A 21,048-nucleotide genomic window follows, 5' to 3' on the forward strand; every position below is an offset into this window, starting at 1 on the left:
CGCCAACAGCCCGGGAGCCGTGGGGCTCGACCGGGCTGCGGGCAGGGTTCGTCTACCAGTTGGAGTGATCAAATCATGCGGTGGCCATGATCGTTTCGTCAAGTCGGCGCTTGCGGCCGAGGCCGGAGAGGTACTTCTGGGCTTCGATGTTGGTCGCTGCTTGGCGTGGGTAGCGGACCTCGGGTCGGCCGTGTCGGTCGCGCATCTTCGCTGATGGGAGGCCGTCTCGTGTGGCCCAGTTGCGGATCATGCCGACGGTGACGTCGCCTCCGAGGTGCGCGGCGATCATGCGTGCGGTGCCCCAGTGGTCGCCGTTGGCGGGGATCCACTCGTCGGTCATGCGGGCCGCCACTCGTCGCGGTAGCCGGGCCGGTCGGCGTACGGCAGTGCGTCATCGGCGATCACATCCGCGAACGCCCGGCGCACGGAGAGTAGTTCGTTGCGGATGGCACCGGGGTTGTCGGCGGCGGCGAGTAGGGCGTTGGTGCGCTCCCAGCGGGCTATGTGCCGCCGCTTGGCGTCCACCTCGGCCAGGGCCCGGGTCCGGCCCCATCGGGTGACGTGCGCGATCTCCCCATCAGTCAAACGCGGGTCGTCCAACTGAACGTTCGGGCCGATGGCTTGCGCTCCACTTTCGTCGTCGTCGAGCTGGGCGCGTAGCCAGGTCACCAGGTCAGTCACGGTTCGATTCTCCCTCAGGCTGCGGCGAGTACGCCGGTGGTGAGCGGGTGGGTGGGGCCCCAGATGTGGGCGACGTCGGCCAAGCGGACGGGCATGGTGCACGGGCAGTCGGGCCCGGTGCACACGCAGCTGGTGGTGCAGGTGACTGTCCAGGTGGTGCGGGGTCCGGTGGTGTGGGCGACGAGTTGGCGTCGGGCGCAGCGTGGGCAGCGGACGCCGGCGAGGGGATGGCCGTCGGGGTCGCGGCCGAGGGCGTCGCGGATCCGGGTGTCGGCCTCGTCGAGCCAGAGGGTGATCTCTCGGGCGGTGGTGGGCCGGAGGGTGGGCGCGGCGTGTGCGAGCTGCTGGCCGGGGTCGCCGGCGGGCAGGCGCAGGGCTGCGGCGAGCCAGGCGAGGGTGGCCGTGGTCGACGTGGCGAGGCGGGCGAGGTGTCCGTCGCGGTATTCGGGTTCGAGGGTGGAGACGGCGGTGCGGCCGACGAGGTCGCCGTGGCCGCCTTGCCCTGATGGGCCGGGCATGGGTCGCCAGGCTTGGATGGCGCCGGCGGCGGCGATGGTGCGGGCTTCGGCGCGGCGTGTGTCGCGTTCGTTGGTTACGGCGTTGTCGAGGTGGGTGCGGGCGGCGGCGAGTGACCAGGCTGCGCGTGTGGCGTGGTGGTTGTGCGGGTTGGTCAACGCGGGGCCTCTCGTGTGGTGCGGGTGGGTCAGCTCGGCCGGGTATGCGGGTTGTTGGCGGCGGACCGCCACTGCTCGAGCGAGACGTACCGAGCACGACCGCGTTCGTCGCGCACGATGCCGACGAGGCGGGCCGCGACGAGCTGCCGCAGGATCCGGTCCGTCTGCCCAGAGCTGAGCTTGAGCCTGGCTTGCAGGCCGAACTTCGTCTGTTCGGACTGACGCTCGATTTCGGCCAGCACTTCGGCACGGCGCGTGCCTGGCTGCGGCATGGCGGCGTCGGCGGTCACCACGGGTTGAGCCAGCTGTCGACGTCGACGGGCTGGGCGGGGTGCAGGCACAGCGGGTGGTGCCGGTACTCGAGGGCGGCGAGCTGCTCCCGGCGGAACGTGGCGATGAGGACGCCGCCTCGGCAGACGCAGCGGGTGGGGTCGGCGGCAGCGGTTGCGGGTCGCTGGGTGACGGGCCGATGGCGGGTGCGGGTGCGGCTGACGGTCATGACGCGCTCCTTCGAAGGTGGGTGAGGCACTCGGCCCCGTTGGTGGTGTCGGCGGCGAGGGTGGTCTTGCCCTCGGCGTGGCAGGGCAGGCAGAACCCGAACCCGCGCCGGGTGCCGGTCGGCGCGGTCGGGGTGCTCGGGTCGACCAGGCGCAGATTCGAGGTCTGCGCATTCGCGGAATCGCGCGCGCGGTCGTGAGTTGCGGTGTCAGGTCGTGGTTGTTGATCTGCGTCGTCGGAGATTTCGGTTTCCGAGTAGGTCCCGGGACCGACGTAGTCGGGGCCTGGGGTCGCAGGGGGTCTGGGGGCAGCGTGCCCCCAGGGATGGTTCCCGGATGGTTCATGGGTGGTTCATGGGTGGTTTGGGGGGCGCTGCGTCCGTGACATCCGGACGCAGAATCCGTGACGTCCGGATTTGAAGTGCGTGACGTCACGGACGCAGAGTGCGTGACACCCTCGACGGTGCATCCGTCACCATCGATCACCAGGGCCTCGATGGTCCGGCCCGAGACGGCCTCGCCCGCCGCGCCGTCGACCGATTCGGAATGACCATGATCAATTGCAGAGGTGGATTCGGCGGCCGACTGCGCCGCCTTCAATCGCTCCCGGCGGCTCCGCTGACGCTCGGCGTCCTGCGCCCTGCGGCGGGCCACCTTCGAGTCGGCCTCGGCCTGCGGATCGTCGCTGACCCGCTTGGACATGTCGACGTCCCAGCGGGTCGTCCCCAGGTGTGAGGTGCCCCTGTGGATGAGCAGGCCGGCCTTGCGCAGCCGGGCCTCGGCGCGCTGGATGGTCCGCTCGTCGTACCCGGTGGCGATGATGAGGGCACCGGGCCCGGGATAGCTGCCGCGGCCGTGCTTGTCGGTGCGCTCGGCGTGGGCGACGAGCACGAACCGGGCGGCCACGTCGGGTTTCCCGGCGGGGGTGACCAGCATCGGGGCCTCGTAGAGCGCCCACTTCACAGCCTCGTGGCTCAAGGTTTCAGGGCCTCTTCTTCTTGCGTTGTGACGGGCCGGCTGCGGCGGTGTCTGCTTTGCAGGTGTCGCAGGTGGCCGGGTACCAGTCGCGGGTGCTACCGGCGGGCCGGTACGGCTTGCCGGGCTTGAGGTAGCCGCCGCAGTCGCGGCAGGTGCCGACGGGGTGGTGTTGGGCGAGCGCGTCCAGCCACGGCGCGGCGTTGATCGTGCGTCCGGGCAACAGGAACTTGCGCCAGATGCCGCCGCGGCCGGGGTGGTGGATGAGCGCCGCCTGCTGGGTCACGGGCGCCTCCCGGGGTGATCCGGCGTCCAGGCCGCGTCGAACTCGAGCGCCGAGGCGGGCCAGCGGTCGCGACGCTCGCAGGGCATGTTGACGGTGTGCGGGTCGCAGCAGCCGTGGTTGCGTTCCACCTTGTAGCTGTTGATCTCGACGCCGCCGCAGATGCAGCACACCCAGGCAGGGATGACCGTGCCCGTTGGGGTGAAGTCGGCCAGCGGGCGTGGGAGGCTGATCCAGCCGCGTTGGTGCTCGGCGAGTGCGAGGGTGTGCCGGGTGCCGACGGCGCGGGCGGCCACGAGGACATCGAGCGCGAGCTGCTGGGCGGGCACGGGTCAACTCCTCTCCGGGCCGTCGAGCAGGGCCAGCTGCCCGGTGGCCGCGATCCGGGCCCGCCGGGTGGCGGCCGCCGTCTCGCGGTGGTGGTCACGGTCGTAGTGCAGGTGACAGCCCTGGCACATCGGCCGGAGGTTCGCCGGGTCGCAGTTCTCCGGCGTGTGGTCGAGGTGCGCGGTGGTGAGGACGACCGTGGAGCCGGTGCCGTACGCCGGTTCGCCGTGCTGGTTGGGGCAGCGCCCCTGGTGGGTGCCGCGTCCACATTCGCCTTCGCAGGTGCACCGCCAGCCGGCGGCTTCCTTCATGGCGAGGGAGATCGCCGGCCAGTCGGCGGGGTAGCGGGCGAGGTTCTCGGGGCGGATGGGCACGGGTCAGCTCCCCTCGTGACTGCCGTTGGTGGGCTTCTGCCGTTCCCTATCGCTGGTCGGCCCGAAAACGTCTCGCTCGGCGGTCATCGGCTGATCCCGGGCAGCTCGACGGTGACGACCGGGCGGCCTTCGTCGGCCAGGTCGTCCTCGCAGGACTCGCAGATGTCGCAGACGTGGGTGTCGTCCGACCAGTAGGCGTCGGGGGCGTCGCAGAAGCACTCGCAGCCGCTGCCCGCGCAGAAGTGGTTGCCGGCCGCGCAGGATCCACAGACGTGCACCGTTCAGCCCTCCGCCTGGTCGACCCGGTCGCCGAGCAGGAACATGCCGACCAGGTCGCCGTCACCGGCACGGCACTCGTACCGTCCGGGCGGCGGGGCCGGGCAGCGCTTGGTGCCCAGCTCGGTCTCTGCGGCGCGGTTGACGGGGCAGTCGAACAGGCGCGGCCGGCAGGCGAGCGGGTGCTTGATGGTCCACCCGTCGGGCCGGAACTCGATGATGTGCCGGGGGTCGTCGTCGACCGTGGGTGTCATTCCGAGTGAGGTCAGCACCAGGGCGACCCGCTCCGTGGTAGCGCGCTCCAGCTCGATGCGCAGCCGGGTCACATCTGCCCACAGGTTGTGGTCGACGCGGAACAGCTCCAGGTCGGCGAGGATCTGCGCATCGGTCATGCCCTTGTCGCGCACCCGGTTGAGGGTGTCGACGCAGTGTTCGCAGTCGGGGCCGTCGTGGTATCCGCACGCGGCGGCGAGGGCTGCCAAGACGGTGGCGTCGGCGGAGGCCGGGGTGTCGGTCATCGGTGTCTCCTGAGCTTCGCGGCGAGCAGTCGGGCGCGCCGGGGGCGGATGCGGTGGGCGCGGATGATCAGCGGCACGACGTGCCGGATGTAGTCCGCGCGCACCCTGCGGTCAGTCACTCGGTCCGCACCATCGCGGTGAGGTTCGCGACGTCGTCCGGGGTGAGCGCGTCGAGCTGGATGTCGGCGGCGAACAGCAGCACCCCGGCCAACCCGATCTGCTTGAGGTGCTCGGCGGCCCGCTGCAGGTCCTCAAGGCTGTGGTCGCCGACGTTGCCGATCACGAGCACGTCGCCGGGCTTGACCAGCACCACGCGTTTCTCGTCAGCCACGGGCGTCCCCTTCCGGGAGGTCGGTCGGGGCGATCAGGCCGAGCGCCTCGGCGATCGCCTGGACGGTTTCGCACGGGCCCTCACACAGCGGGTCGTCGCAGCCGGCGCACCACGGGCAAGCGCAGTGGCAGTGCTCCCGGCTGCCGTCGGTCCAGCTGACGATCCAGCCGGCACCGTCGCAGCCCCAGCAGTCCGGGTCGGGGGTGAGCTTCGTGGGCGGGTTAGCTGGGTGGCAGTCGATGACGCCGATCACCACGGCCCGCAGCAGCGGGTCGACGCCGGGCTGGGTGACGTGCTCGCGGATGGCGTGCAGCGCCTGGTCGTGGGTCGCGATCAGCAGGTCCGTCACGGCCGCCTCCGCCTCGCCGCACGACGCGACGCCCGGTTCCCACCCGGCGGCACCTGCCCCATGGCCCGCTTGATTGCCGCCATGTCGCCACGCCGCCCACCCGGCACCGTCACCGGGGCCGCGTCGCAGCCCGGCTCCCACCGGGCACCGACCAGCCGCCACCGGCACCCCGGCCGGTCATCGGACAGCGACACCGGCTGGGTGCACCGGCACGTCGCGCCGTCGAGCAGCCGTTCCGCCAGGGCCAGCGCGGCCGCCGTCGGTGAGCGGTGCTCGTCGGCGATGATCCGGGCACCCTGGTAGGTGGCCACCGCGTACCAGCGGGCCTCTTCGACGGGGCCGTGTTCGTCGCCGGCGTACCCGATCTCGAAGCCGGCGGCGCCGGCCCGGCCGACGAGGTCGGCGCAGGCGGTCACGATGTCGTCGTTCATCGGCCGACCACCGGTCCGCCGAGCACCGGGTGCCGGGGGTCATCGCGCCAGCCCCAGCACGCCGCGCACAGCGTGCCCACGCCGGTCTTCACCGGCATTGCCACGAACTCGTGCCACGTCTGCCGACCGACCAGGATCCCCGACGTCAACCGCGGGGCCGCCTTCGCAGCCTCCCGGTCCTCAGCGGTCACCAGCGGCCGGCCCCGGCGCCGGTGTCGCTGCCGTCCTGCCGCGGTGCCGCACACGCCGGTGTCCGTCGGGCCCGCGTTCGTCGTCGTGGTCACGCCGCCAGTCCTTCCTCGAGGGCCGGACGCCGCCCGTGGCGGGCGAGGATCCGGGCAACCTGGTCTGTGGTGAGGCCGAGCACCGACCCGACCTGCTGGGGCGACCACCGGTACTGGTCGGTCATCCGCAGCACGTCGTCATCGGGTGAGGGCTCGGCGGGGGTGCGCGGTACGCCGCCGACCCGGAGCAGGTCGGCGGCGTACGCCCGGCGCTGGGCGAACGGCACTGGCTGGATGGGCCGTGCCGCTGGCGGCACGTACCGCTCTTCCCAGAGCGCCTCGTACAGCGCTTTGCGCGTGGTCATGGCTGCGCCGGCTCCCCGGTGAGCAGCGCCTGGATGTCGGCCTCGTAGAACCGGCGGTGCCCGCCCGGGGTGCGGATGCCGTGCAGCCGGCCGGACGCCGCCCACCGGGTGACGGTCTTCGGGTCGACGCGGAAGATCGCGGCGACCTCGCCGGGGGTGAGTAGCCGGCCCCGGTCCTGGTTGTCAGCCACGGCCGGTCACCTCCGCCCGGCGCTGTTCGATGACCCGCGTCCACAGCTCGGTGAGGGCGTCGAACTCGTCGGCCATCTCCGGACGCGTGCACGATTCGACGTCAAACCCGAACGCGACCGCTTCGTCGAGGGGGATCTCGGTCCGGTAGTAGTTGCCGATCAGCTGGCCCAGGACGCACCAGCACGGGTCCTTCATCCGCAGCTCGCCGAGGTCGATCGCGCCGCCCTGGTCGAAGCCCTGGCTCGGCCGGTCGGTGCGCCACCAGTCCGGGATGTGCTCGTCGAGCCACACCACGCCCCGGTCGACGCGGGCCTGCAGCTCGCTGACGGTCATCGTCGGGGCGGTCACAGCTCGTCCCCCGGGCCAATGAACTCGGTCTCTGGCGCGACCGCCCACGCGATCGACTCCTGACCGAAACCCCGCGCCAGACCCGCCAGCTCGTCCTTGAGGTCGGCGATCACGTTAATGTCGACCGGCAGTTGCAACGCCCAGCAGGCGTTTTGCCAGGCACTCACCGGCTCCGACACCCACTGACCGTGCACCGCGCCGAACTGGGCATTGGCTGCCTCGTGAACGGCATGGCTGACGGCCTTGTAGAACTCTGACCAGGCGGCCTGGCTCAGCTTGTCGTCGCTGTTCCCGATGCTGATGTAGACGACGGCCGCGCTCATGCCGCGTCGTCCCCACCGCCGGAGAACGCCGGCGGCGCGACCGCTCCGGACCGCTCCTCGGCCGCCTTGCGCTCCCGGTGCTCGGCCAGCAGCTCCTCCCCGGACGCCTCCGGCACCTCCCGCTCGCCGTCCTCGTCGCCACCGGTGGGCAGCACGCTGAACAAGTCCTCCGGCGGCGTGTCGTCAAGGCCCGTGCGGTCCTTGTACCGCCGCTGCAACAGCGACCGCACCGCCTCGACGTCCGCCTCATCGACGGCGACCTCGATGTGCGCGATCTTCGCCGTCGGAGTACGCGACCCGTCCTCCGACGACACCTTGTAGAAGTTCGGCTCGACCCTGACGACGGCCCAGTACGAGGCGTCGAGCAGCTGGTCGTTGACCAACTTGCCCTCGATCTCGACGAGGCCGTTGCGGGGCCGGTTCTCCTTGGTCCAGGCCGAGCTGATGTTGACAGTCATCAGGTGGTGCTCTCCTTCGTGCGGGTTGCGGCCAGGGCGTCTGCTCTGGCCTTCTCGATCCGGGCGATGGCGTGCCAGCGCACGACTGCCCGGACGGCCCGATCGCGGATGCGGCGGGCCTCGTCTCGTTCTGCCGTCAGGCGGCGTACTTCGGCGTCGCCGAGCGCGGCCAGCAGCCGGCGCAGCACCTCACGCACCGGCCACCTCCAACACCCGGCCGGGCAGCGGACCGAACGGCCCGTGCTCCAGCACCGGATCGGCCGCCAGGTCGTCGAACAGGTCGGCGCGGGTCAGGGTGATCACCGGGTCACCTCCCGGCGGACGACCAGCACCGTCACCGGCGTCAGCGGGTGCGGGTGCTCCGTCGGCACCGTGTACCGGGACCCGCAGCCCTCCGTCAGGCACTGGTCGGCGTCGTACCGCCACAGCACCAGCGAGGCCTGCGGGCTGCCCCAGGTCGCCTCGTCGACGACGTCCTGGGCGCGCTGCCGGTCGGCGTTGACCCGGTCCAACTCGGCGCGCAGCCGCAGCACCTCGGTGTTGAGCGCGGACTTCTCGCGCAGGGTGGCCTGATGCTCGGCCTGCTCCCGGCCCAGCTCGGCGGTCAGCTCGTTGACGCGCTCGTACGCCTGGTCCCGCTGCACTTCGCACCCGTCGCGCTCCCGGGTCACCCGCTCCAGGTCGGCACGAAGCCGAGCAGCAACGGCGGCCCGAGGCTGCCGGAGCACCGCCGGTTCCGGCTCGGCCGCCCGGAGCACCGGCAAGGCGACGTCGCCCGGCTCGGCCGGCAACGGCTCACCCACCTGCACACCCGGACCCAGCACCGCCGGCCCGTCGACCACCACCCCCGGCACCGGGCTGTCCGGGGCGACCACCAGCGCGGCCTGCTCAACAGGCGGCGGAGCACCCTTCGGCGGCTCGTACTTCCCGCATCCACAGCCCGGGTCCTTGCAGCCCTTCTTGCCCTGCCGGTGGTCCCACTGCCCGCACCCGCACTCACCGCACGGGCCCTGGTCGACCGGCATCTCAGCGGTCGCGGTCATCGTCGCCCCCTCCCGGAACGTCCAGCGCGGCCAACGCCGCGTCAGTCAGGTGCACCGGCAGGCCGTAGCCGAGGACGGCCAGCTCCGCGATGGCGAGGTGCAGCAGTCCCTGCCGCTTGACGTCGTCCAGCTCGTCGACCACGTCGAGGACAACCCCGCCCACGCAGGTGCCCGGGAACTCGCAGGCCAGCGCATCGGTGTGGTGTCGGGCCGCCTCGACCAGCTCGCGCAGCGCGGCCCGGTCCTGGTCCGCCTCGGCCGCTACGCGCGGCGGCATCTCGGCCCCGGTCATACCGGCACCACCGGCCCGGACTCGGTCGACAGCGTCGGCCACTTCGGGGCCTTGAGCGCCCGCGTCTGGTGAGCGTTCGAGATGTGCACCAGCGGCTGCCCGTACGCGGCCATGCCGAGCGACAGAAGGGCCACAGCGTCGGCCTGGTCCGAGTCGCGCGGGTCGATCTGCAGCAGCCCGCCGTACGTCGACAGCACCGCCTCGATCACGCGGTCCTTCGTCACCTTGTTCTCGCCCCGGGTCGCGCCCGACCCGGTCGCCCAGACCTTCACGGTCGCCGGCTGCACGTCGACGTACGGGATCTGCCGGGTCCACAGCCAGTGGAGAACCACCCCGCGGAGCATGTGCAGCGGGGCGTCGCTGGCGCCCGGGCGGCTGAAGGTGCCCTCGACGATCACCAGGTGCGGTCGGCTCTTCGCCGCGGCGGCCACGTCGCTGAGGACGCGGTGGATCTTCGTGTGCACGTCGATCAGCCCGGTGTTCACCGTGCGGCAGCCCAGGCGTGGTGAGCCGTCGTGCCAGTGGGTGTGGGCGATGCCGGCCGCCGAGGTCGAGAGGTCGAGTGCAACCATGCGCAGCTCCGTCATGCCGCACCCCGCAGTGCGGACCGCTCGCCGGGGCGCGGGAAGTTGACCGCAGCGAACTCGCCGAACAGCTCCCGGGCGCGCTCGTCGTAGGCGCGGGCGGCCGCCTCGTCGTCGTCGAACAGGCCGAGGTAGAGGTACCGGCCGGCGCTGGCGATGCGGGCGGTCCACCGGCGCCGCTGGGCGTGCCAGGTGACGCCCTTGAAGCGCGAAGCGCTGTCGCGGTGGGCGACCATGTTCGAGGCGTTCTGGGCGTGGGTGGCGCGTCGCAGGTTGGCTCGGCGGTTGTCGAGGCCGTTGCCGTTGGCGTGGTCGGTGCGGTCGTAGCCGGTGAGCAGCTTGTGCATGTACCGGCTGACCGGCGAGCCGGCCGGCACAGTCCGGACGGCGTACAGCACCTCGCCACGCGACTCGGCCCGCCACGTGAACGGCAGCACCAGCTCGGCGTCCTCGTCGTCGACCAGCGCGACGTGGCCCTGCGTCAGCGGGATCTCGACGGTCACCGACCATCACCGCCCAGCGGCACCACGCGCATCGCCGGCGTCGGCGCGGCGCCCAGCTCGGCGGCCGTCTCCCGGACCGCGTCGGCGAACCCGTCGTCGTCGACCGCCCCGGCCATCGCGGCGGCCACCCGGGCGTGGACCGCCCGCACCACCTGCTCGCGGTCCACGGCCAGGCCGACGATCTCCCGGCTCGTGTGCCAGCCGCTGATCACGACCGGCCCGGCGTACGGCATCTGCGCGGCGCCGAGCGCCATCAGCAGGATGCTGCCGACCACGTTGCGGGGCAGGCCCTTCGGGTGGCCGTCGCCATCGACCCAGCCCATCAGCGCGTTCGGCAGGTGGACCATGTCCCACCAGTCGCCGATCGCCTCGCGGATCAGGGCGCTGGTCGGCTCGGCCTCGAACGCGGTCAGGGTGCCGTCGACGTCGACGCGCAGGTAGCCGCTCACTGACCGGCCTCCTGCCGCTGCCGACCGATCCGGTTCACCAGATCCAGCAGCCCTTCCTCGTCGCCCACCTCGTTCACGACCTGCGCCGCACCCATCCGGTGCTGCGTCAACTCCGCCCGGATCTGCCGCAACCGCCCCAGCGACGTACGCGGGTCCGTGATCTCGTCCCGGTACTCCGTTGGCTTCGGCGCCGGCGACTCGGCCCGCTCGTGGTTGCTCGCCTCAGCGTCCAGCCGGGGATCACGCGTAGGGATCGACAGCGCCGTGATCAGCAGGTTCCGGTACGCCACCGTGCACGCCTTCGTCGTGCCCTTGTCGCCGGAGTCCATCGACTCCCCGCACGACTGGGCCGGCATCTCGTCGCCGCGCGGACCCCGGATCGAGTACGTCACCGTGACCGTGCACTCGCGCATCTTCTTGTTGTTCGAGGTGAGGACGTCCCGGTAGTTCGCCTCGGTGCGCGTCGGGATCACCATCACGCCGTGGCGGCGCAACGCCGGTCCGACCGCGTTGAGGACCCGGTCGACACCCCGGTACTGGTAGTTGCCCTGCCCCTGTGCCTGGAAGCGGTCGCCCTTCCCGACCGACTGCACATCGGCCATCACCCGCGCCCACGCGGTGTGCACCGGCACCTGGTCGACGTCGGCGATCGCGCCGGTGTACTCGATGTCGGGCAGCTCGTCGACCGGCGCGTGGGCGACCGGCCGGTCGCCGGCGTACACCCCATCCGTCGAGGCGGCCGGCGGCCACTCCTGCTCGTCGGCCGATGCCGCACGCTCTCGCAGGCTCACTCGAACTCTCCTGTCCGTCGGAACTCCGGACTGATCCGGATCTGGTAGTGGGTCTTCTCGACGACGCAGTCCGCGTACGCCTGCGGCCACTGCTCACGCAGCCGGTCCAAGTCCGGCGTCCGCTTCGTGACCGGGTCGAACGTGTAGGCCAGCTCCCCGCCGAACGTCACCGTCCGGTTCCCGGCGGCCAGGCGGGCGAGGGTCGCCCGGACCCGCTTCAACGCCCGGTCAGCGGCGCCCTTGCGCGCGGACAACTCGGCGTACTCCATGACCTCGCCGACCTCGTCGAGGCTGATCTCCCCGACCCGGTCGGGGTGCATCAGCGCGTCCATCTCGATCAGCGCCGCGGCCCGGTTCAGGTCCCAGGCCGGTTCGACGCCGGCGAGCAGGTGGCCGGTGCGGAACTGGTCGACCTCGCGGAGCACGTACCGTTCCATCGCGTCGTCGCGGTGGGCGACGGTCATCTTCAGTTCGTTGCCGCCGAGCAGCACCGCGACGTGGATGTGGTCGTAGCCGGTGACGGCCATCTGCCAGGTGCACTGGGCGAGGACGTCGTCGGGCATGTCGGAGCGCCACCGGCTGGCCTTGTACGCGCTGCGGCACTTCACTTCGAGGGCGCACCGGGTCTTCACCGAGCGGTCCATGGGGCACTCCAGGACCTGCCGGTCGAGAGTCGCCATGCGCCACGGGGCGTCGACGTGCGCGACCAGGCCGACGCGTTGGATGACGGACCGCTGCCGGCGCGCCCACTCCCGGGCTACCGGCTCTTCGAGCAGGGTGCCCCAGAGGGCGGCTTCGCCGGCGTCGTCGACGAGCTGCCCGCGTTTGTCGTGGTAGACGTGGACGGCGGTGCGGTGGTCGGCGACGCCGAGGATCGCTGCGACGTCGGAGGATCCGATGCCGTTGCGGCGCGCGGTGAGCCAGGTGTCGCGGTCGGCGTCGGCGGGTAGCAGCCGCACGGCGGTCGGGGTGACCCGCCGTGCGGCTGCTGGTGCGGCGTTCTGGTCAGTCACAGGATGACCGCCAGGGCGATGCCGGGGACGACGAGCAGCAGCGTCATCACGGCGACGATCAGGCCGGTGGTGGCGTTGCCGCGCCCCCACCCGTCGGCGTTGCAGAGGGGCTTCTCGCCACTCACTGGCCGCACCCATCCGCGCAGGCCGACTGGCACGGCAGGCCCTGCGCCATCCGGGCCAGCGGGATGTCACCGGGCCACCGCCACGCCATGCCCTCGGCGAACGCCCGCAGCTTCGGCACCCCGTACTGCTCGTACTCGGCGGCGTCCATCGCGGCCACGACGTCGTCGCGGCCGAGCAGCCAGGCGTACTCGGACAGCTTGTCCACGGACCGGCTGGCGGAGATTCCCCGGTGATCGAGGGCCTTGCCGATGGCGAAGGTGAGGTAGTCGCGGGCCCGCTGCTCCAGCACCTCGGGCTTGACGTAGTCGTCGCGGCCCGTCGTGTCGATCCCCGGAACTGCCTGTCGCAGAGTGTCCAGCGTCATCGAGTCGGCGAGCACCTCGCGGCGGAAGCCGAGCCAGTCGGAGTCGGCGACGGCCCGGAAGCGGGCGAGGATTTGTTCCTGCGTGCGGGTCGTCACCGGTCCGCCCCTTCAATCTCGGAGACGTGCACCAGGTGTCCGAGCGGGCCGACCTTGCCGTAGAGGACCTCGTCGTCGAGCGGGAGTCCGGCCAGGCCGGCCCGGAAGCCGTACTTCATGGCGGCCGGGTTGCCGTCGGCGGTCATCCAGGACCCGCCGTAGACGTTCTGCCACCAGTCCTCGACGCGGTACTCCTGCCCGCCGAGGACGGCGACGTCGGCGCGGATGGTGACGGTCTGCCCGGCCAGCGGGCTGCGGTCGCGCATCAGGCCACCACCGCGAACGCGCCGGTCAGGTCCCGGTCGCCTGCCGGCGAGACGATCGGCCGGATCCCGGCCTTGGCCCACTCCTCGTCGGCGATCTCCCGCAGGTAGTCGTGGGCGATCCCGCGCACGGCCGCGTCGGACAGCGTCGGCACCGCGTGCGCGACGCGCAGCGCCCGGGCGATCGGCGGCGTCGGACCGTCCCACCGGACCGGGTCCGGCTGCCACGCGGCCAGCCCGACGGGTCCGGTCAGGGCGGCCGCAGGGCGGATCCGGTGACCCAGCGAGGGGTTCGCCGCCTGCCACGTGGCGGCCGGGGCGTGCGGGCGAGCGCGCTCCGGCTCGACGACCACGTGGGCGGGGACGTCCGGGCGCGGTGCCAGCTCGGTGGACGGCTCGTCGTGGGGTGCCCACAGGTCGTACTCGGCGGCGTCGGACCGGTCGCGGCCGAGGTGGTAGAGCAGGCCGACACCGACGGCGATCGGCCCGAGGTACATGGCCCCCTCGGCGAGGTCGTGGATAAGGCTCATTAGGACTCCAGGTGTTCGGTGGAGAGGTGATCGGTGTCGAGCAGCGCGCGGGCCCGCTCGTCGGCGTGCGGGTGCAGGCCGATCACGAGCGCCCGGGCCAGCTGCGGCGGTGTCAAGGAGTCGCGTAGGTCCGCGTACATCTGCTCGCGCAGAGCCGCGACGACCTCGGCGGGCATCCCGTCCCGTACGGCGATCAGGTACGAGGCGTACTGGTCGACGGTCCGGGCGACGGCCAGGGCGATCAGCTCGGCGTCGACGTCGGGCAGCGACGGGTCGTCGGGGCGGAGCAGCGCGGTCACGGTGGCCGCGTGCCGGTCGTTGTCGGCCGGCGCGGGCGGGGCCGGGTTTGCCGGGCGGGGGCGCAGGGCCAGCGCCGCGACGATGGCAGCGAGGGTGGCGAGCCAGCCGACGAGCAGCGCGGTCGGGAGGTTCATCGGGCACCGCCCGACACCACGACGAGGCGACCACCAGAGACGGACACCTGCTCGGCGAGGCGCTTCCGGCGGCGCTTCCACCGGTCGTCGTCATCGTCGAGGTTGCGGAGCCTCCACCAGTTCCACACGTTCAGCGCGAGGTTCAACCACCGCCACCAGCTATCGCTGAGCATCCCGGCGGTCACGAACGCGACCACCACGGCGGGCAGGTAGAACGGGCGCAGCTCGTGGAACAGGGTTCGAGCGAACCGGGGTGGGTCGCGGTAGAGCAGCTTGGCGACCATGATCGCGACGCCGGAGAAGATCCAGGAGAGGATCAGCACGGTGGCCAGCGAGTTGACGAGCGCGGTCATCGGGGACCGCCGATCCAGCCGACCGTGACCACCCGCATCCCGCCGAGCAGGCACGGCTCGCAGCAGTGGTCACCCTCGGCCGCGCAGTAGAAGTCCGTCGCCGGCGTGCACACGTACCGGGCACCGCACCGGTCGCACTGCACGGGCTTCCACGCGAAGTCGCACTGCGAGTGGTCGACCTCCGCGTCGACGAACATCGCGATCGTGTCGCCCTTGCGCAGGAACTCCTCGACGGGCGCGTACCAGTTGGGCCGGGCGGCGTGCATGGCGATCTGCCGGGTGACGGCCCTCCGGTACCGGGCGTCGCGGCGCTGCCGCGAGTTGGCGCGTCCCTTGCTCACCGGGCACCGCCCTCGGTCGGGGTGGGCGCGGCGGTGACCCCCATCGCCGCCGCGCCCTGCTTGCCCCCGACCGGACCGGAGACGTGGGGTAGCCCGGACGGGCTCGGTCCGGTCGGGGAGTTGGTGTCCCGGAGCGCCGGGTCGATCAGCGGGGCCGGCTCGACCAGGCCCCCGAGGCGCACGGCGCCGGCGTCGTCGGTCGCGTACGGGCGCGGCCGGTACGACGGGCGCGGCACGGTGCGGTCGGCCGCAGCCGGCCACGACGGGGACGGCTCGTCGGCCGCGTCCGCCATCGCCCGCTGGTACGCCAGCTCCGCCTGGATGTCAGCGGCCAGCCGCTGCACTTCCTGCTGCCAGAACGTGGTCGCCCCGTACGCGGCGGTCAGGCCCCGGTTCGCGGCCTTCACCTTGTCGGTCTTCAGGTCGTCCCACCCGGACCGCTCGGCCAGGTCGGTCAGCTCGGCGTCGCGCCGGTTGTAGTCGCGGCTCGCGGCGTCGCATCGGGTCGCGGCCGTACGTAGCTTGGCGCGCCGCGAATCCAGCCATTCCCGCGTTGAGGCGGTGAGGCGCAGGGTTCCCATCGCCGATCACCGCCCCGACTGCTCGTCGGCGATGTGCGCGTCGAGCATCTTCATCGCTTCGGCGTGCGTGTCGAACCCGGCGTACGTCACCCCGCACGCGCACTGGGCGTCGTTCTCCCCGGGACCACCGGCCGCCCCGCCGACGTGGCGGTGCTCCGGCTCGTCGGCATCGGCCACGGCGGGCAGCTCGGCGGGCTTGCCCCAGAACCGCACCGTCAGGCGCATCCCGAGGTCCTCGTCGCCCGGAGCCGTCCACTTCACGGCCTGATTCATGCGGCTGCCGAAGTCCACCGCCGGCAGACCAAGCGCCTCGGCGATCCGGCTGACCTCACCGTCGACCACCGCGATGTCGAAGGCCCCCTGGTAACCGTCGGGCCGGACGCGCAGGCTGCTCAGCAGCCCCTGCAACGCCACCAGGTCGTCCTGCAACTGGCCACGGCGGACCTGGTCCTGAGCAGCCGCCACGTCGTCCTCGGTGGCCATGAAGATCTCGTGCGTGGCGTAGTGCTTCGCGATCCGCGGCTCACCGCCGGCCAGCGGCACCAGCAGCGTGCTCACCATCTGGTGGCCGTCGCCGTCGCGGAACGGCACCACCGCCTCGACCTTGCACACCGTGCCGGTGTCGACCTCAGTGGTGTGGCGGCGGTGGTGGACGAACTCGCCGCGCACCAGCTCGCTGATGGGCTTCGTGGGGTGGGTAGTCTGCTCGGACATCGACCTTCTCCTTGGGTTGGTCGGTCAGCGGCGCGGACCATCTCTGACCAGGTGGTCCGCGTTCGTGCTCTCTGCGGGTGGTGCGATCCGGCCCGCCCGGTCGTAGCGATCTCCGGGCAGGGACCCCGGGCGGGCCGGAAGCTCAGGTCAGGCGACGGCGACCTTCGTGCCGGCCCGGTGCGCCTTGTGCACGAACCGCCGCCACTGCTTCGGCGTGAAGGTGTTGCGGCCGGTCTGCCGGCGGTAGTTGTCCGCCCGGTGCTGCCCGGACAGCGGGCTCGCCGACCGGCCGTACGAGCCAGCGGCAGCGGCGTCAGCCGCCCGGTCGATCAGGCGCCCGGGTCCGGTCGTGCCGCCTCCGCCGCCTCCGTTTCCTCCGCCGCCACCAGGTGGATGGGTCATGCCGTCATCGCCTTTCCGTTATCTACGCGGGCCTTCTCCATGGCCTCGTCGAGGACCTCGTTGATCGAGGCGAGTTCGATCAGGCGGCGGCGGCCGAGCTTGCAGCTCCGCAGCTCCTTGCGCTGAACCATCAGCCCGATCTGGCGGTACGTGACGTCACCGAGAAGCCGCCGCGCCCTCTCCACGCTCACGAAGCGGGTTTCAGGGTCCAGCTCGACGACATCGGCGTTCGCCACCTGTTCTCCGTGAGTGGGAACTTGTGCGAACTGTTCTCCGTGCATGGAGAAAACGTAGCACGTCTCCTTCTGCGGAGAGGTTCATACGTTCGGCTGATCCTTGGGGTCCGCCTTCAGGCGATATCGTCGCCACATGCACGCGTATTCGCACACGTTCCGAAAGAACGTCGCCCGCGGCCGCCCAGGTGTCCGTGCACGGAGAATCCGTCAAGAGCGAGGGTTGCTCTCCATGGTCGAGCCGTACCTTGACGCCGTGGCCCCACCGATCCCGGTGCGCAAGGACCGCTTCGCCGTCTGGGTGAAGCGCGCAGTCCAGCACGCCAAGGCCACCAAGGGTCTCTCCGTCCCGAAGATCGCCGAGGTCGCCGGGATCGGAAATCAGACCATCTACCGGTGGATGAAGGCCGAGGGCAAGGAACTGCCCGACCCCGACACCGTTGTGGCGTTCTGCGACGCCATCGACGTCTCACCCGACGAACCGTTCCGCATCCTCTGGCCCGGCAAGAACGAATCGGCGACCCAGCCCGAGCCGATGCCGATGGACGGCGATCTCCAGGTCCTCATGCGCAAGCTAGTGGACCCGAACGTCAGCGAGTTCGAGCGCGAGTTCATTCGCGAGACCATCCGTCAACTCGCCGACCGACCCGTCGACCGCAGCCACGGTGTCGTGAAGCGCGACCGCCGACGAGGCATCGCCAACTGACCTCCCGGGAGAAGCCATGCCCAGCAAGACTGGGCGTCCGGGCCTGTCGTTCCGCGGAGTCTCCGCAACCTGGAGCGAGAAGCGGCAGCGCTATGAAGGCAAGGTCACCGTCGCCAAGCGCCCCGACGGGACCTACGACCGTAAGAGCGTGTACGGCAAGACTCCCGACGCCATCAAGGCCGAGATCCGCGAGTTGCAGGAGAAGGCCGACAAGAAGATCCCGGTCGCCCCTGGGCGCAAGCCCACCGTGAAGAAGTTCTTCCTCCAGTGGCTGACCGAAATCCACCTGACACTTGAACGTCCGCTCGCGCCCCGGACGGTCGATGGCTACATGTCGGCCTGCACGACCTGGATCTTCCCGGCCATCGGCGACATCGTCATCGACGACCTGACGATCCAGCACCTCGACGCCCTGTACGCCAAGATCCGGCCTCACCGCGCGTCCACGTACCTGCTCAAGGTCCACGCGATCATCCGGCGTGGCCTCGGGTTGGCGATGGCCCGCGACCTGGTCGCCCGCAACGTGGCCGAGATCCGAGGCAACCCCGGCAGCACCAAGGGCCGGCGAAGGCGGCCGTTGACCGTCGAGCAGGCCCGCAGCCTGGTCGTCGCGATCGAGAAGCGGCCGACGGCGCTACGGTGGAAGATCGGTCTCGCGATCGGGCCCCGGCAGGGCGAAGCGCTCGGGCTGACGTGGCCATGTGTCCACCTCGACTCCGGCGCTATCGCAAAGGACTGGCAGCTACAGCGCCTGCGATGGCGGCACGGCTGCGACGACCCTGAGGCGTGCGCGGCCCAGTTCTGCCGTCGCGAGAAGTGCCAGCCGAACTGGCTGCACGGGTGCGCCCAGCCAGGCCGCTGCTACCAGCAGCCGTTCCGCTGCCCCGCACGGGTCCGCGGCGACCGATGCCGCCTGCACCGGCGGCCATGCCCGGAGCCATGCCCGCCCGGGTGCACGCGGCACGCCGCACGCTGCCCGCAGCGCAAGGACGGCGGCCTGGTCCTCACACGGCCGAAGACGTGGCTGGAGCCCGAGGACGACGAGGTGGCTACCGACCTGGTGGTGCTACCGGCGACCCTCGCCAAGGAGCTACGGACGCACAAGAGCCGACAGGACGCGGTCAAGAAGGCACTCGGCAAGGAGTGGCAGGGCAACGACCTAGTGTTCTGCCAGCCGGACGGCCGGCCGTCGACCCTCGCGTCGACCTAGAAGACTGGTACCAGATCCTCGCGGAGGCGGGCCTGCCGCGCGGCGGCTCACACATGGCCCGGCACACGGCTGCGACGATGCTGCTGGACTCAGGACTGGACATCGCCGAAGTGCAGCAGGCGATGGGATGGCGAGACATCCGGACCGCACGGCGCTACGCGGCGCCGAGCCTGACGCAGGCGAAGCGTGCGGCGGAGGCGGCGGAGGCGGCGTTGTTCCGGCCCGTCGCCGACCTCGCCGAGCACCGGGCGCGGAAGGCTGCCGGGTAGGTGTGTCCTCAGGTTTGTCCTCAAATCGTGATCAGTCGATCGGGTCGGCCGGCACTACCGGACAGCAGACACGAGGAAGCCCCTGGTCATCACATCTGACCAGGGGCTTTCCCTACCGAGCCGCCTGACGGAATCGAACCGTCGACCTACGCATTACGAGTGCGTCGCTCTAGCCGACTGAGCTAAGGCGGCAACGATCAGCAAGTGTACGGCACCTCCGGCGCCCTCGATCGCACGGGATCCCCCTCGACGCCTGCCTCACTAACCGGACATCGGCGGCCATCCAGCCGATTACCGGACAGCGGATGATCGGACGCGGGATTAGGCTGCGCCGGGTGAGCGACGAACCGGACCACCCCGACCGCCCGGACGAGGCCGACGAACGTGCTGACCGTGCGCCGGTCGGTGCCCGCGCCGCCCACCGTCCGCGCAGCACCGACCCGCTGGAGTTGGGCTTCACACCCCGCAAGCCGGTGCCGTGGCTGGCGCCGTTCCTGCTGATCAGCACCGGCATCCGGACGCTGCTGGCGGTGCTCTTCGGGGCGTACCTCGACAAGCGCGAGTTGCAGAACGCCTTCGGCGACGACGTCTTCCGCCAGGTCGGGCCGGACGGCGGGCTGTGGCTCGACTACGTGGCCGACCTCGGCGACGGCTTCAACGCCACCTACTCGGTGGCGTACCTGCTGGCGCAGCCGGAGCTGACGGTGGACGGGCACCGGCTTCCCCGGGCACAGACCCTGGTGATGGGGGGCGACCAGGTGTACCCCTCGGCGGCCTACGCCGCGTACGAGGACCGGTGCAAGGGCCCCTACCAGGCAGCGCTGCCGGTGACGCCGCCCGAGAAGCCCACCCTCTTCGCGGTGCCGGGCAACCACGACTGGTACGACGGGCTCACCGCGTTCCTGCGGTTGTTCGTCCGCTCCCGGGACCGGCACTTCGCCGGCTGGGGCACCGGGCAGTCCCGGTCGTACTTCGCTGTCGAGCTGCCGGCGGGCTGGTGGCTGCTCGGGGTGGACGACCAGTCGGGCTCGTACCTGGACGACCCGCAGCTGGCCTACTTCGACGAGGTGGCCCGTCGGCTCGGACCGGACGCAAAGGTGATCATCGCGGCTCCGGCGCCGACCTGGGTCAAGGCGGTCGACGAACCCACGGCCTACGACTCGATCGACTACTTCATCCGGACGATCATCGACCCGACCGGTGCGCAGGTGCGCCTGCTGCTCTCCGGCGACCTGCACCACTACGCCCGTTACTCCGGGCCGAACCGCCAGCTGATCACCTGCGGCGGGGGCGGGGCCTACCTCTACCCCACGCACAAGCTGCCGGAGCGCATCGAGGTGCCACCGCGGGACACGCTGGCCCGGCGGGCCAGCTCCAGCCAGCCGTACGACCTGGCGGCCCGCTACCCGGACGTGGCACGGTCCCGTCGCTACGGCTGGGGGATCTTTCCTCGGCTGCCGTTCCGCAATCCCGGGTTCACCTCACTGCTCGGGCTCCTGCACACCCTGCTGATGCTGGCGATGGCGGGAGCGACGGCGAACTGGGCGGACAGCACCGACCAGCGCCTGTTCACCGTCCCGCTGGTGCTGATGGTGCTGGTTACGGTGCTGGCGGCGGTCCTGTTCGCCAGGCCGCCCAGCGCGAGCGGCAAGCGGCACGCGCGGCACTGGCTGCTCGGCGTCGGCCACGGCGTGGCGCACGTGGCGCTGGCGGCGGCCGGCACCTGGGTGTGGTTGGCGCTGCCGTTCTACTACTGGCCGTGGCCGCTGCCGGCAGCCGCCGCGGCGGTGCTCTACGGTCCGGTGATCGGCCTGGTCGCCAGCCAACTGGTGGCGGCGTATCTGCTGGTGGCGAGCGGGTTCGGGGTGAATGTCAACGAACTCTTCGCCGGCCAGGGCATCGAGGACTCCAAGTCGTTCCTGCGGCTGCGCATCGACCCGGACGGCACGCTGACCATCTACCCGGTGGCGGTGGACCGCGTCTCCCGCGACTGGCAGGTGAACCCGGACCAGTCCCCGACGTCAAGCTGGCTGACCGCCAAGACCCCAGTGCTCCCCCGCCTCTCCGAACCCCCCATAACCCTCCGCTGACCCCGCTCCCACCCACCCCGGGCAGGGGTGGGGGT

Annotated in this window: 43 protein-coding genes and 1 tRNA gene; 4 read left to right on the forward strand and 40 right to left on the reverse strand. The window is 71.5% G+C overall.

Features of this window, described 5'->3' with window-relative positions; all coding sequences use genetic code 11:
- Positions 1-73: 73 nt before the first annotated feature.
- The 39 genes from JM949_RS06380 to JM949_RS06560 form a co-directional block, all read right to left on the reverse strand.
- Positions 74-340, reverse strand: coding sequence for a hypothetical protein (locus JM949_RS06380; protein WP_203147515.1), 267 nt, complete (start codon positions 338-340; stop codon positions 74-76).
- Entirely contained in the window at positions 337-681 is a 345-nt protein-coding gene (locus tag JM949_RS06385) for a DUF6221 family protein (RefSeq protein WP_203147516.1), read from the reverse strand. The genes JM949_RS06380 and JM949_RS06385 overlap by 4 nt, the downstream gene beginning before the upstream one ends.
- Before the next feature lie 14 nt (positions 682-695).
- Complete coding sequence (locus JM949_RS06390; RefSeq protein ID WP_203147517.1) at positions 696-1,355, reverse strand: hypothetical protein; 660 nt, start codon at positions 1,353-1,355, stop codon at positions 696-698.
- Between the two features lie 29 nt (positions 1,356-1,384).
- The gene (locus JM949_RS06395) at positions 1,385-1,648 is read right to left on the reverse strand and encodes a hypothetical protein (protein WP_203147518.1); all 264 of its coding nucleotides are present in this window, start codon (positions 1,646-1,648) and stop codon (positions 1,385-1,387) included.
- Positions 1,642-1,854: a hypothetical protein gene (locus tag JM949_RS06400; RefSeq protein ID WP_203147519.1), complete on the reverse strand. Its 213-nt coding sequence runs from the start codon at positions 1,852-1,854 to the stop codon at positions 1,642-1,644. The genes JM949_RS06395 and JM949_RS06400 overlap by 7 nt, the downstream gene beginning before the upstream one ends.
- A 980-nt stretch (positions 1,855-2,834) precedes the next feature.
- Positions 2,835-3,113 carry a hypothetical protein gene (locus JM949_RS06405; RefSeq protein ID WP_203147520.1) on the reverse strand — a complete coding sequence of 93 codons (279 nt, stop codon included), beginning with the start codon at positions 3,111-3,113 and terminating at the stop codon, positions 2,835-2,837.
- The gene (locus JM949_RS06410) at positions 3,110-3,439 is read right to left on the reverse strand and encodes a hypothetical protein (RefSeq protein WP_203147521.1); all 330 of its coding nucleotides are present in this window, start codon (positions 3,437-3,439) and stop codon (positions 3,110-3,112) included. Before JM949_RS06410 ends, JM949_RS06405 begins: the two co-directional genes overlap by 4 nt.
- 3 nt (positions 3,440-3,442) lie before the next feature.
- Complete coding sequence (locus JM949_RS06415; protein WP_203147522.1) at positions 3,443-3,811, reverse strand: hypothetical protein; 369 nt, start codon at positions 3,809-3,811, stop codon at positions 3,443-3,445.
- Between the two features lie 83 nt (positions 3,812-3,894).
- Positions 3,895-4,089, reverse strand: a complete 195-nt coding sequence (locus JM949_RS06420) for a hypothetical protein (protein WP_203147523.1) — start codon at positions 4,087-4,089, stop codon at positions 3,895-3,897.
- Between the two features lie 3 nt (positions 4,090-4,092).
- Positions 4,093-4,605 (reverse strand): DUF6085 family protein, encoded by a 513-nt coding sequence (locus JM949_RS06425; RefSeq protein ID WP_203147524.1) that lies wholly within the window; start codon positions 4,603-4,605, stop codon positions 4,093-4,095.
- A complete protein-coding gene (locus JM949_RS38465) occupies positions 4,602-4,724 on the reverse strand; it encodes a hypothetical protein (RefSeq protein WP_255545534.1) in 123 nt (40 codons plus the stop codon). The genes JM949_RS06425 and JM949_RS38465 overlap by 4 nt, the downstream gene beginning before the upstream one ends.
- Positions 4,721-4,936: a hypothetical protein gene (locus tag JM949_RS06430; protein WP_203147525.1), complete on the reverse strand. Its 216-nt coding sequence runs from the start codon at positions 4,934-4,936 to the stop codon at positions 4,721-4,723. Before JM949_RS06430 ends, JM949_RS38465 begins: the two co-directional genes overlap by 4 nt.
- Positions 4,929-5,285 carry a hypothetical protein gene (locus tag JM949_RS06435; RefSeq protein ID WP_203147526.1) on the reverse strand — a complete coding sequence of 119 codons (357 nt, stop codon included), beginning with the start codon at positions 5,283-5,285 and terminating at the stop codon, positions 4,929-4,931. Before JM949_RS06435 ends, JM949_RS06430 begins: the two co-directional genes overlap by 8 nt.
- Positions 5,282-5,716 carry a hypothetical protein gene (locus JM949_RS06440; RefSeq protein ID WP_203147527.1) on the reverse strand — a complete coding sequence of 145 codons (435 nt, stop codon included), beginning with the start codon at positions 5,714-5,716 and terminating at the stop codon, positions 5,282-5,284. Before JM949_RS06440 ends, JM949_RS06435 begins: the two co-directional genes overlap by 4 nt.
- The gene (locus tag JM949_RS06445) at positions 5,713-6,000 is read right to left on the reverse strand and encodes a hypothetical protein (RefSeq protein WP_203147528.1); all 288 of its coding nucleotides are present in this window, start codon (positions 5,998-6,000) and stop codon (positions 5,713-5,715) included. Before JM949_RS06445 ends, JM949_RS06440 begins: the two co-directional genes overlap by 4 nt.
- Positions 5,997-6,305: a hypothetical protein gene (locus tag JM949_RS06450; RefSeq protein ID WP_203147529.1), complete on the reverse strand. Its 309-nt coding sequence runs from the start codon at positions 6,303-6,305 to the stop codon at positions 5,997-5,999. Before JM949_RS06450 ends, JM949_RS06445 begins: the two co-directional genes overlap by 4 nt.
- A complete protein-coding gene (locus JM949_RS06455) occupies positions 6,302-6,496 on the reverse strand; it encodes a BldC family transcriptional regulator (RefSeq protein WP_203147530.1) in 195 nt (64 codons plus the stop codon). Before JM949_RS06455 ends, JM949_RS06450 begins: the two co-directional genes overlap by 4 nt.
- Positions 6,489-6,845, reverse strand: coding sequence for a hypothetical protein (locus JM949_RS06460; protein WP_203147531.1), 357 nt, complete (start codon positions 6,843-6,845; stop codon positions 6,489-6,491). Before JM949_RS06460 ends, JM949_RS06455 begins: the two co-directional genes overlap by 8 nt.
- Positions 6,842-7,168: a hypothetical protein gene (locus tag JM949_RS06465; RefSeq protein ID WP_203147532.1), complete on the reverse strand. Its 327-nt coding sequence runs from the start codon at positions 7,166-7,168 to the stop codon at positions 6,842-6,844. The genes JM949_RS06460 and JM949_RS06465 overlap by 4 nt, the downstream gene beginning before the upstream one ends.
- Complete coding sequence (locus JM949_RS06470; protein WP_203147533.1) at positions 7,165-7,626, reverse strand: hypothetical protein; 462 nt, start codon at positions 7,624-7,626, stop codon at positions 7,165-7,167. The genes JM949_RS06465 and JM949_RS06470 overlap by 4 nt, the downstream gene beginning before the upstream one ends.
- Complete coding sequence (locus JM949_RS06475) at positions 7,626-7,823, reverse strand: hypothetical protein (protein WP_203147534.1); 198 nt, start codon at positions 7,821-7,823, stop codon at positions 7,626-7,628. The genes JM949_RS06470 and JM949_RS06475 overlap by 1 nt, the downstream gene beginning before the upstream one ends.
- 102 nt (positions 7,824-7,925) lie before the next feature.
- Positions 7,926-8,669 carry a hypothetical protein gene (locus JM949_RS06480; RefSeq protein WP_203147535.1) on the reverse strand — a complete coding sequence of 248 codons (744 nt, stop codon included), beginning with the start codon at positions 8,667-8,669 and terminating at the stop codon, positions 7,926-7,928.
- Complete coding sequence (locus JM949_RS06485) at positions 8,653-8,961, reverse strand: hypothetical protein (protein ID WP_203147536.1); 309 nt, start codon at positions 8,959-8,961, stop codon at positions 8,653-8,655. The genes JM949_RS06480 and JM949_RS06485 overlap by 17 nt, the downstream gene beginning before the upstream one ends.
- Positions 8,958-9,533, reverse strand: coding sequence for a RuvC family protein (locus JM949_RS06490; protein WP_203147537.1), 576 nt, complete (start codon positions 9,531-9,533; stop codon positions 8,958-8,960). Before JM949_RS06490 ends, JM949_RS06485 begins: the two co-directional genes overlap by 4 nt.
- Before the next feature lie 11 nt (positions 9,534-9,544).
- Positions 9,545-10,048: an AP2 domain-containing protein gene (locus JM949_RS39000; RefSeq protein WP_203147538.1), complete on the reverse strand. Its 504-nt coding sequence runs from the start codon at positions 10,046-10,048 to the stop codon at positions 9,545-9,547.
- On the reverse strand, positions 10,045-10,497 hold the full coding sequence (locus JM949_RS06500) for a DUF3846 domain-containing protein (protein WP_203147539.1): 453 nt from the start codon (positions 10,495-10,497) through the stop codon (positions 10,045-10,047). The genes JM949_RS39000 and JM949_RS06500 overlap by 4 nt, the downstream gene beginning before the upstream one ends.
- On the reverse strand, positions 10,494-11,288 hold the full coding sequence (locus JM949_RS06505) for an ERF family protein (protein WP_203147540.1): 795 nt from the start codon (positions 11,286-11,288) through the stop codon (positions 10,494-10,496). Before JM949_RS06505 ends, JM949_RS06500 begins: the two co-directional genes overlap by 4 nt.
- Positions 11,285-12,301: a YqaJ viral recombinase family nuclease gene (locus tag JM949_RS06510; RefSeq protein WP_203147541.1), complete on the reverse strand. Its 1,017-nt coding sequence runs from the start codon at positions 12,299-12,301 to the stop codon at positions 11,285-11,287. Before JM949_RS06510 ends, JM949_RS06505 begins: the two co-directional genes overlap by 4 nt.
- The gene (locus JM949_RS39005) at positions 12,298-12,426 is read right to left on the reverse strand and encodes a hypothetical protein (RefSeq protein ID WP_309232030.1); all 129 of its coding nucleotides are present in this window, start codon (positions 12,424-12,426) and stop codon (positions 12,298-12,300) included. The genes JM949_RS06510 and JM949_RS39005 overlap by 4 nt, the downstream gene beginning before the upstream one ends.
- The gene (locus JM949_RS06515; protein WP_203147542.1) at positions 12,423-12,887 is read right to left on the reverse strand and encodes a hypothetical protein; all 465 of its coding nucleotides are present in this window, start codon (positions 12,885-12,887) and stop codon (positions 12,423-12,425) included. Before JM949_RS06515 ends, JM949_RS39005 begins: the two co-directional genes overlap by 4 nt.
- Complete coding sequence (locus tag JM949_RS06520) at positions 12,884-13,153, reverse strand: hypothetical protein (protein WP_203147543.1); 270 nt, start codon at positions 13,151-13,153, stop codon at positions 12,884-12,886. Before JM949_RS06520 ends, JM949_RS06515 begins: the two co-directional genes overlap by 4 nt.
- Positions 13,153-13,680, reverse strand: a complete 528-nt coding sequence (locus JM949_RS06525; RefSeq protein ID WP_203147544.1) for a hypothetical protein — start codon at positions 13,678-13,680, stop codon at positions 13,153-13,155. The genes JM949_RS06520 and JM949_RS06525 overlap by 1 nt, the downstream gene beginning before the upstream one ends.
- Complete coding sequence (locus tag JM949_RS06530) at positions 13,680-14,114, reverse strand: hypothetical protein (protein ID WP_203147545.1); 435 nt, start codon at positions 14,112-14,114, stop codon at positions 13,680-13,682. Before JM949_RS06530 ends, JM949_RS06525 begins: the two co-directional genes overlap by 1 nt.
- Complete coding sequence (locus JM949_RS06535) at positions 14,111-14,467, reverse strand: hypothetical protein (protein WP_203147546.1); 357 nt, start codon at positions 14,465-14,467, stop codon at positions 14,111-14,113. Before JM949_RS06535 ends, JM949_RS06530 begins: the two co-directional genes overlap by 4 nt.
- Positions 14,464-14,808: a hypothetical protein gene (locus tag JM949_RS06540; RefSeq protein ID WP_203147547.1), complete on the reverse strand. Its 345-nt coding sequence runs from the start codon at positions 14,806-14,808 to the stop codon at positions 14,464-14,466. Before JM949_RS06540 ends, JM949_RS06535 begins: the two co-directional genes overlap by 4 nt.
- On the reverse strand, positions 14,805-15,389 hold the full coding sequence (locus JM949_RS06545) for a hypothetical protein (protein WP_203147548.1): 585 nt from the start codon (positions 15,387-15,389) through the stop codon (positions 14,805-14,807). Before JM949_RS06545 ends, JM949_RS06540 begins: the two co-directional genes overlap by 4 nt.
- A 6-nt stretch (positions 15,390-15,395) precedes the next feature.
- Positions 15,396-16,103, reverse strand: coding sequence for a hypothetical protein (locus tag JM949_RS06550; RefSeq protein WP_203147549.1), 708 nt, complete (start codon positions 16,101-16,103; stop codon positions 15,396-15,398).
- Between the two features lie 147 nt (positions 16,104-16,250).
- Complete coding sequence (locus tag JM949_RS06555) at positions 16,251-16,505, reverse strand: hypothetical protein (RefSeq protein WP_203147550.1); 255 nt, start codon at positions 16,503-16,505, stop codon at positions 16,251-16,253.
- Entirely contained in the window at positions 16,502-16,741 is a 240-nt protein-coding gene (locus JM949_RS06560; RefSeq protein WP_203147551.1) for a hypothetical protein, read from the reverse strand. Before JM949_RS06560 ends, JM949_RS06555 begins: the two co-directional genes overlap by 4 nt.
- A gap of 133 nt (positions 16,742-16,874) precedes the next feature.
- Here JM949_RS06560 and JM949_RS06565 point away from each other — a divergent pair, with 133 nt between their 5' ends.
- The 3 genes from JM949_RS06565 to JM949_RS36580 are packed head-to-tail and all read left to right on the forward strand — an operon-like array spanning position 16,875 to position 18,923.
- Entirely contained in the window at positions 16,875-17,444 is a 570-nt protein-coding gene (locus JM949_RS06565; protein ID WP_407664707.1) for a helix-turn-helix domain-containing protein, read from the forward strand.
- Between the two features lie 16 nt (positions 17,445-17,460).
- Positions 17,461-18,654: a site-specific integrase gene (locus JM949_RS36575; protein ID WP_238432682.1), complete on the forward strand. Its 1,194-nt coding sequence runs from the start codon at positions 17,461-17,463 to the stop codon at positions 18,652-18,654.
- A gap of 53 nt (positions 18,655-18,707) precedes the next feature.
- The gene (locus JM949_RS36580) at positions 18,708-18,923 is read left to right on the forward strand and encodes a tyrosine-type recombinase/integrase (protein ID WP_238432683.1); all 216 of its coding nucleotides are present in this window, start codon (positions 18,708-18,710) and stop codon (positions 18,921-18,923) included.
- Between the two features lie 118 nt (positions 18,924-19,041).
- Here the strand turns inward: JM949_RS36580 and JM949_RS06575 are convergent.
- A tRNA-Thr gene (locus JM949_RS06575) sits at positions 19,042-19,115 on the reverse strand.
- A 143-nt stretch (positions 19,116-19,258) separates the two neighbouring features.
- Between JM949_RS06575 and JM949_RS06580 the strand changes: the two genes are divergently transcribed.
- A complete protein-coding gene (locus JM949_RS06580; protein ID WP_309232031.1) occupies positions 19,259-21,013 on the forward strand; it encodes a metallophosphoesterase family protein in 1,755 nt (584 codons plus the stop codon).
- Positions 21,014-21,048: the final 35 nt, after the last annotated feature.

It is taken from the genome of Micromonospora tarensis (assembly GCF_016803395.1).
Taxonomy (GTDB): Bacteria; Actinomycetota; Actinomycetes; order Mycobacteriales; family Micromonosporaceae; genus Micromonospora; species Micromonospora tarensis.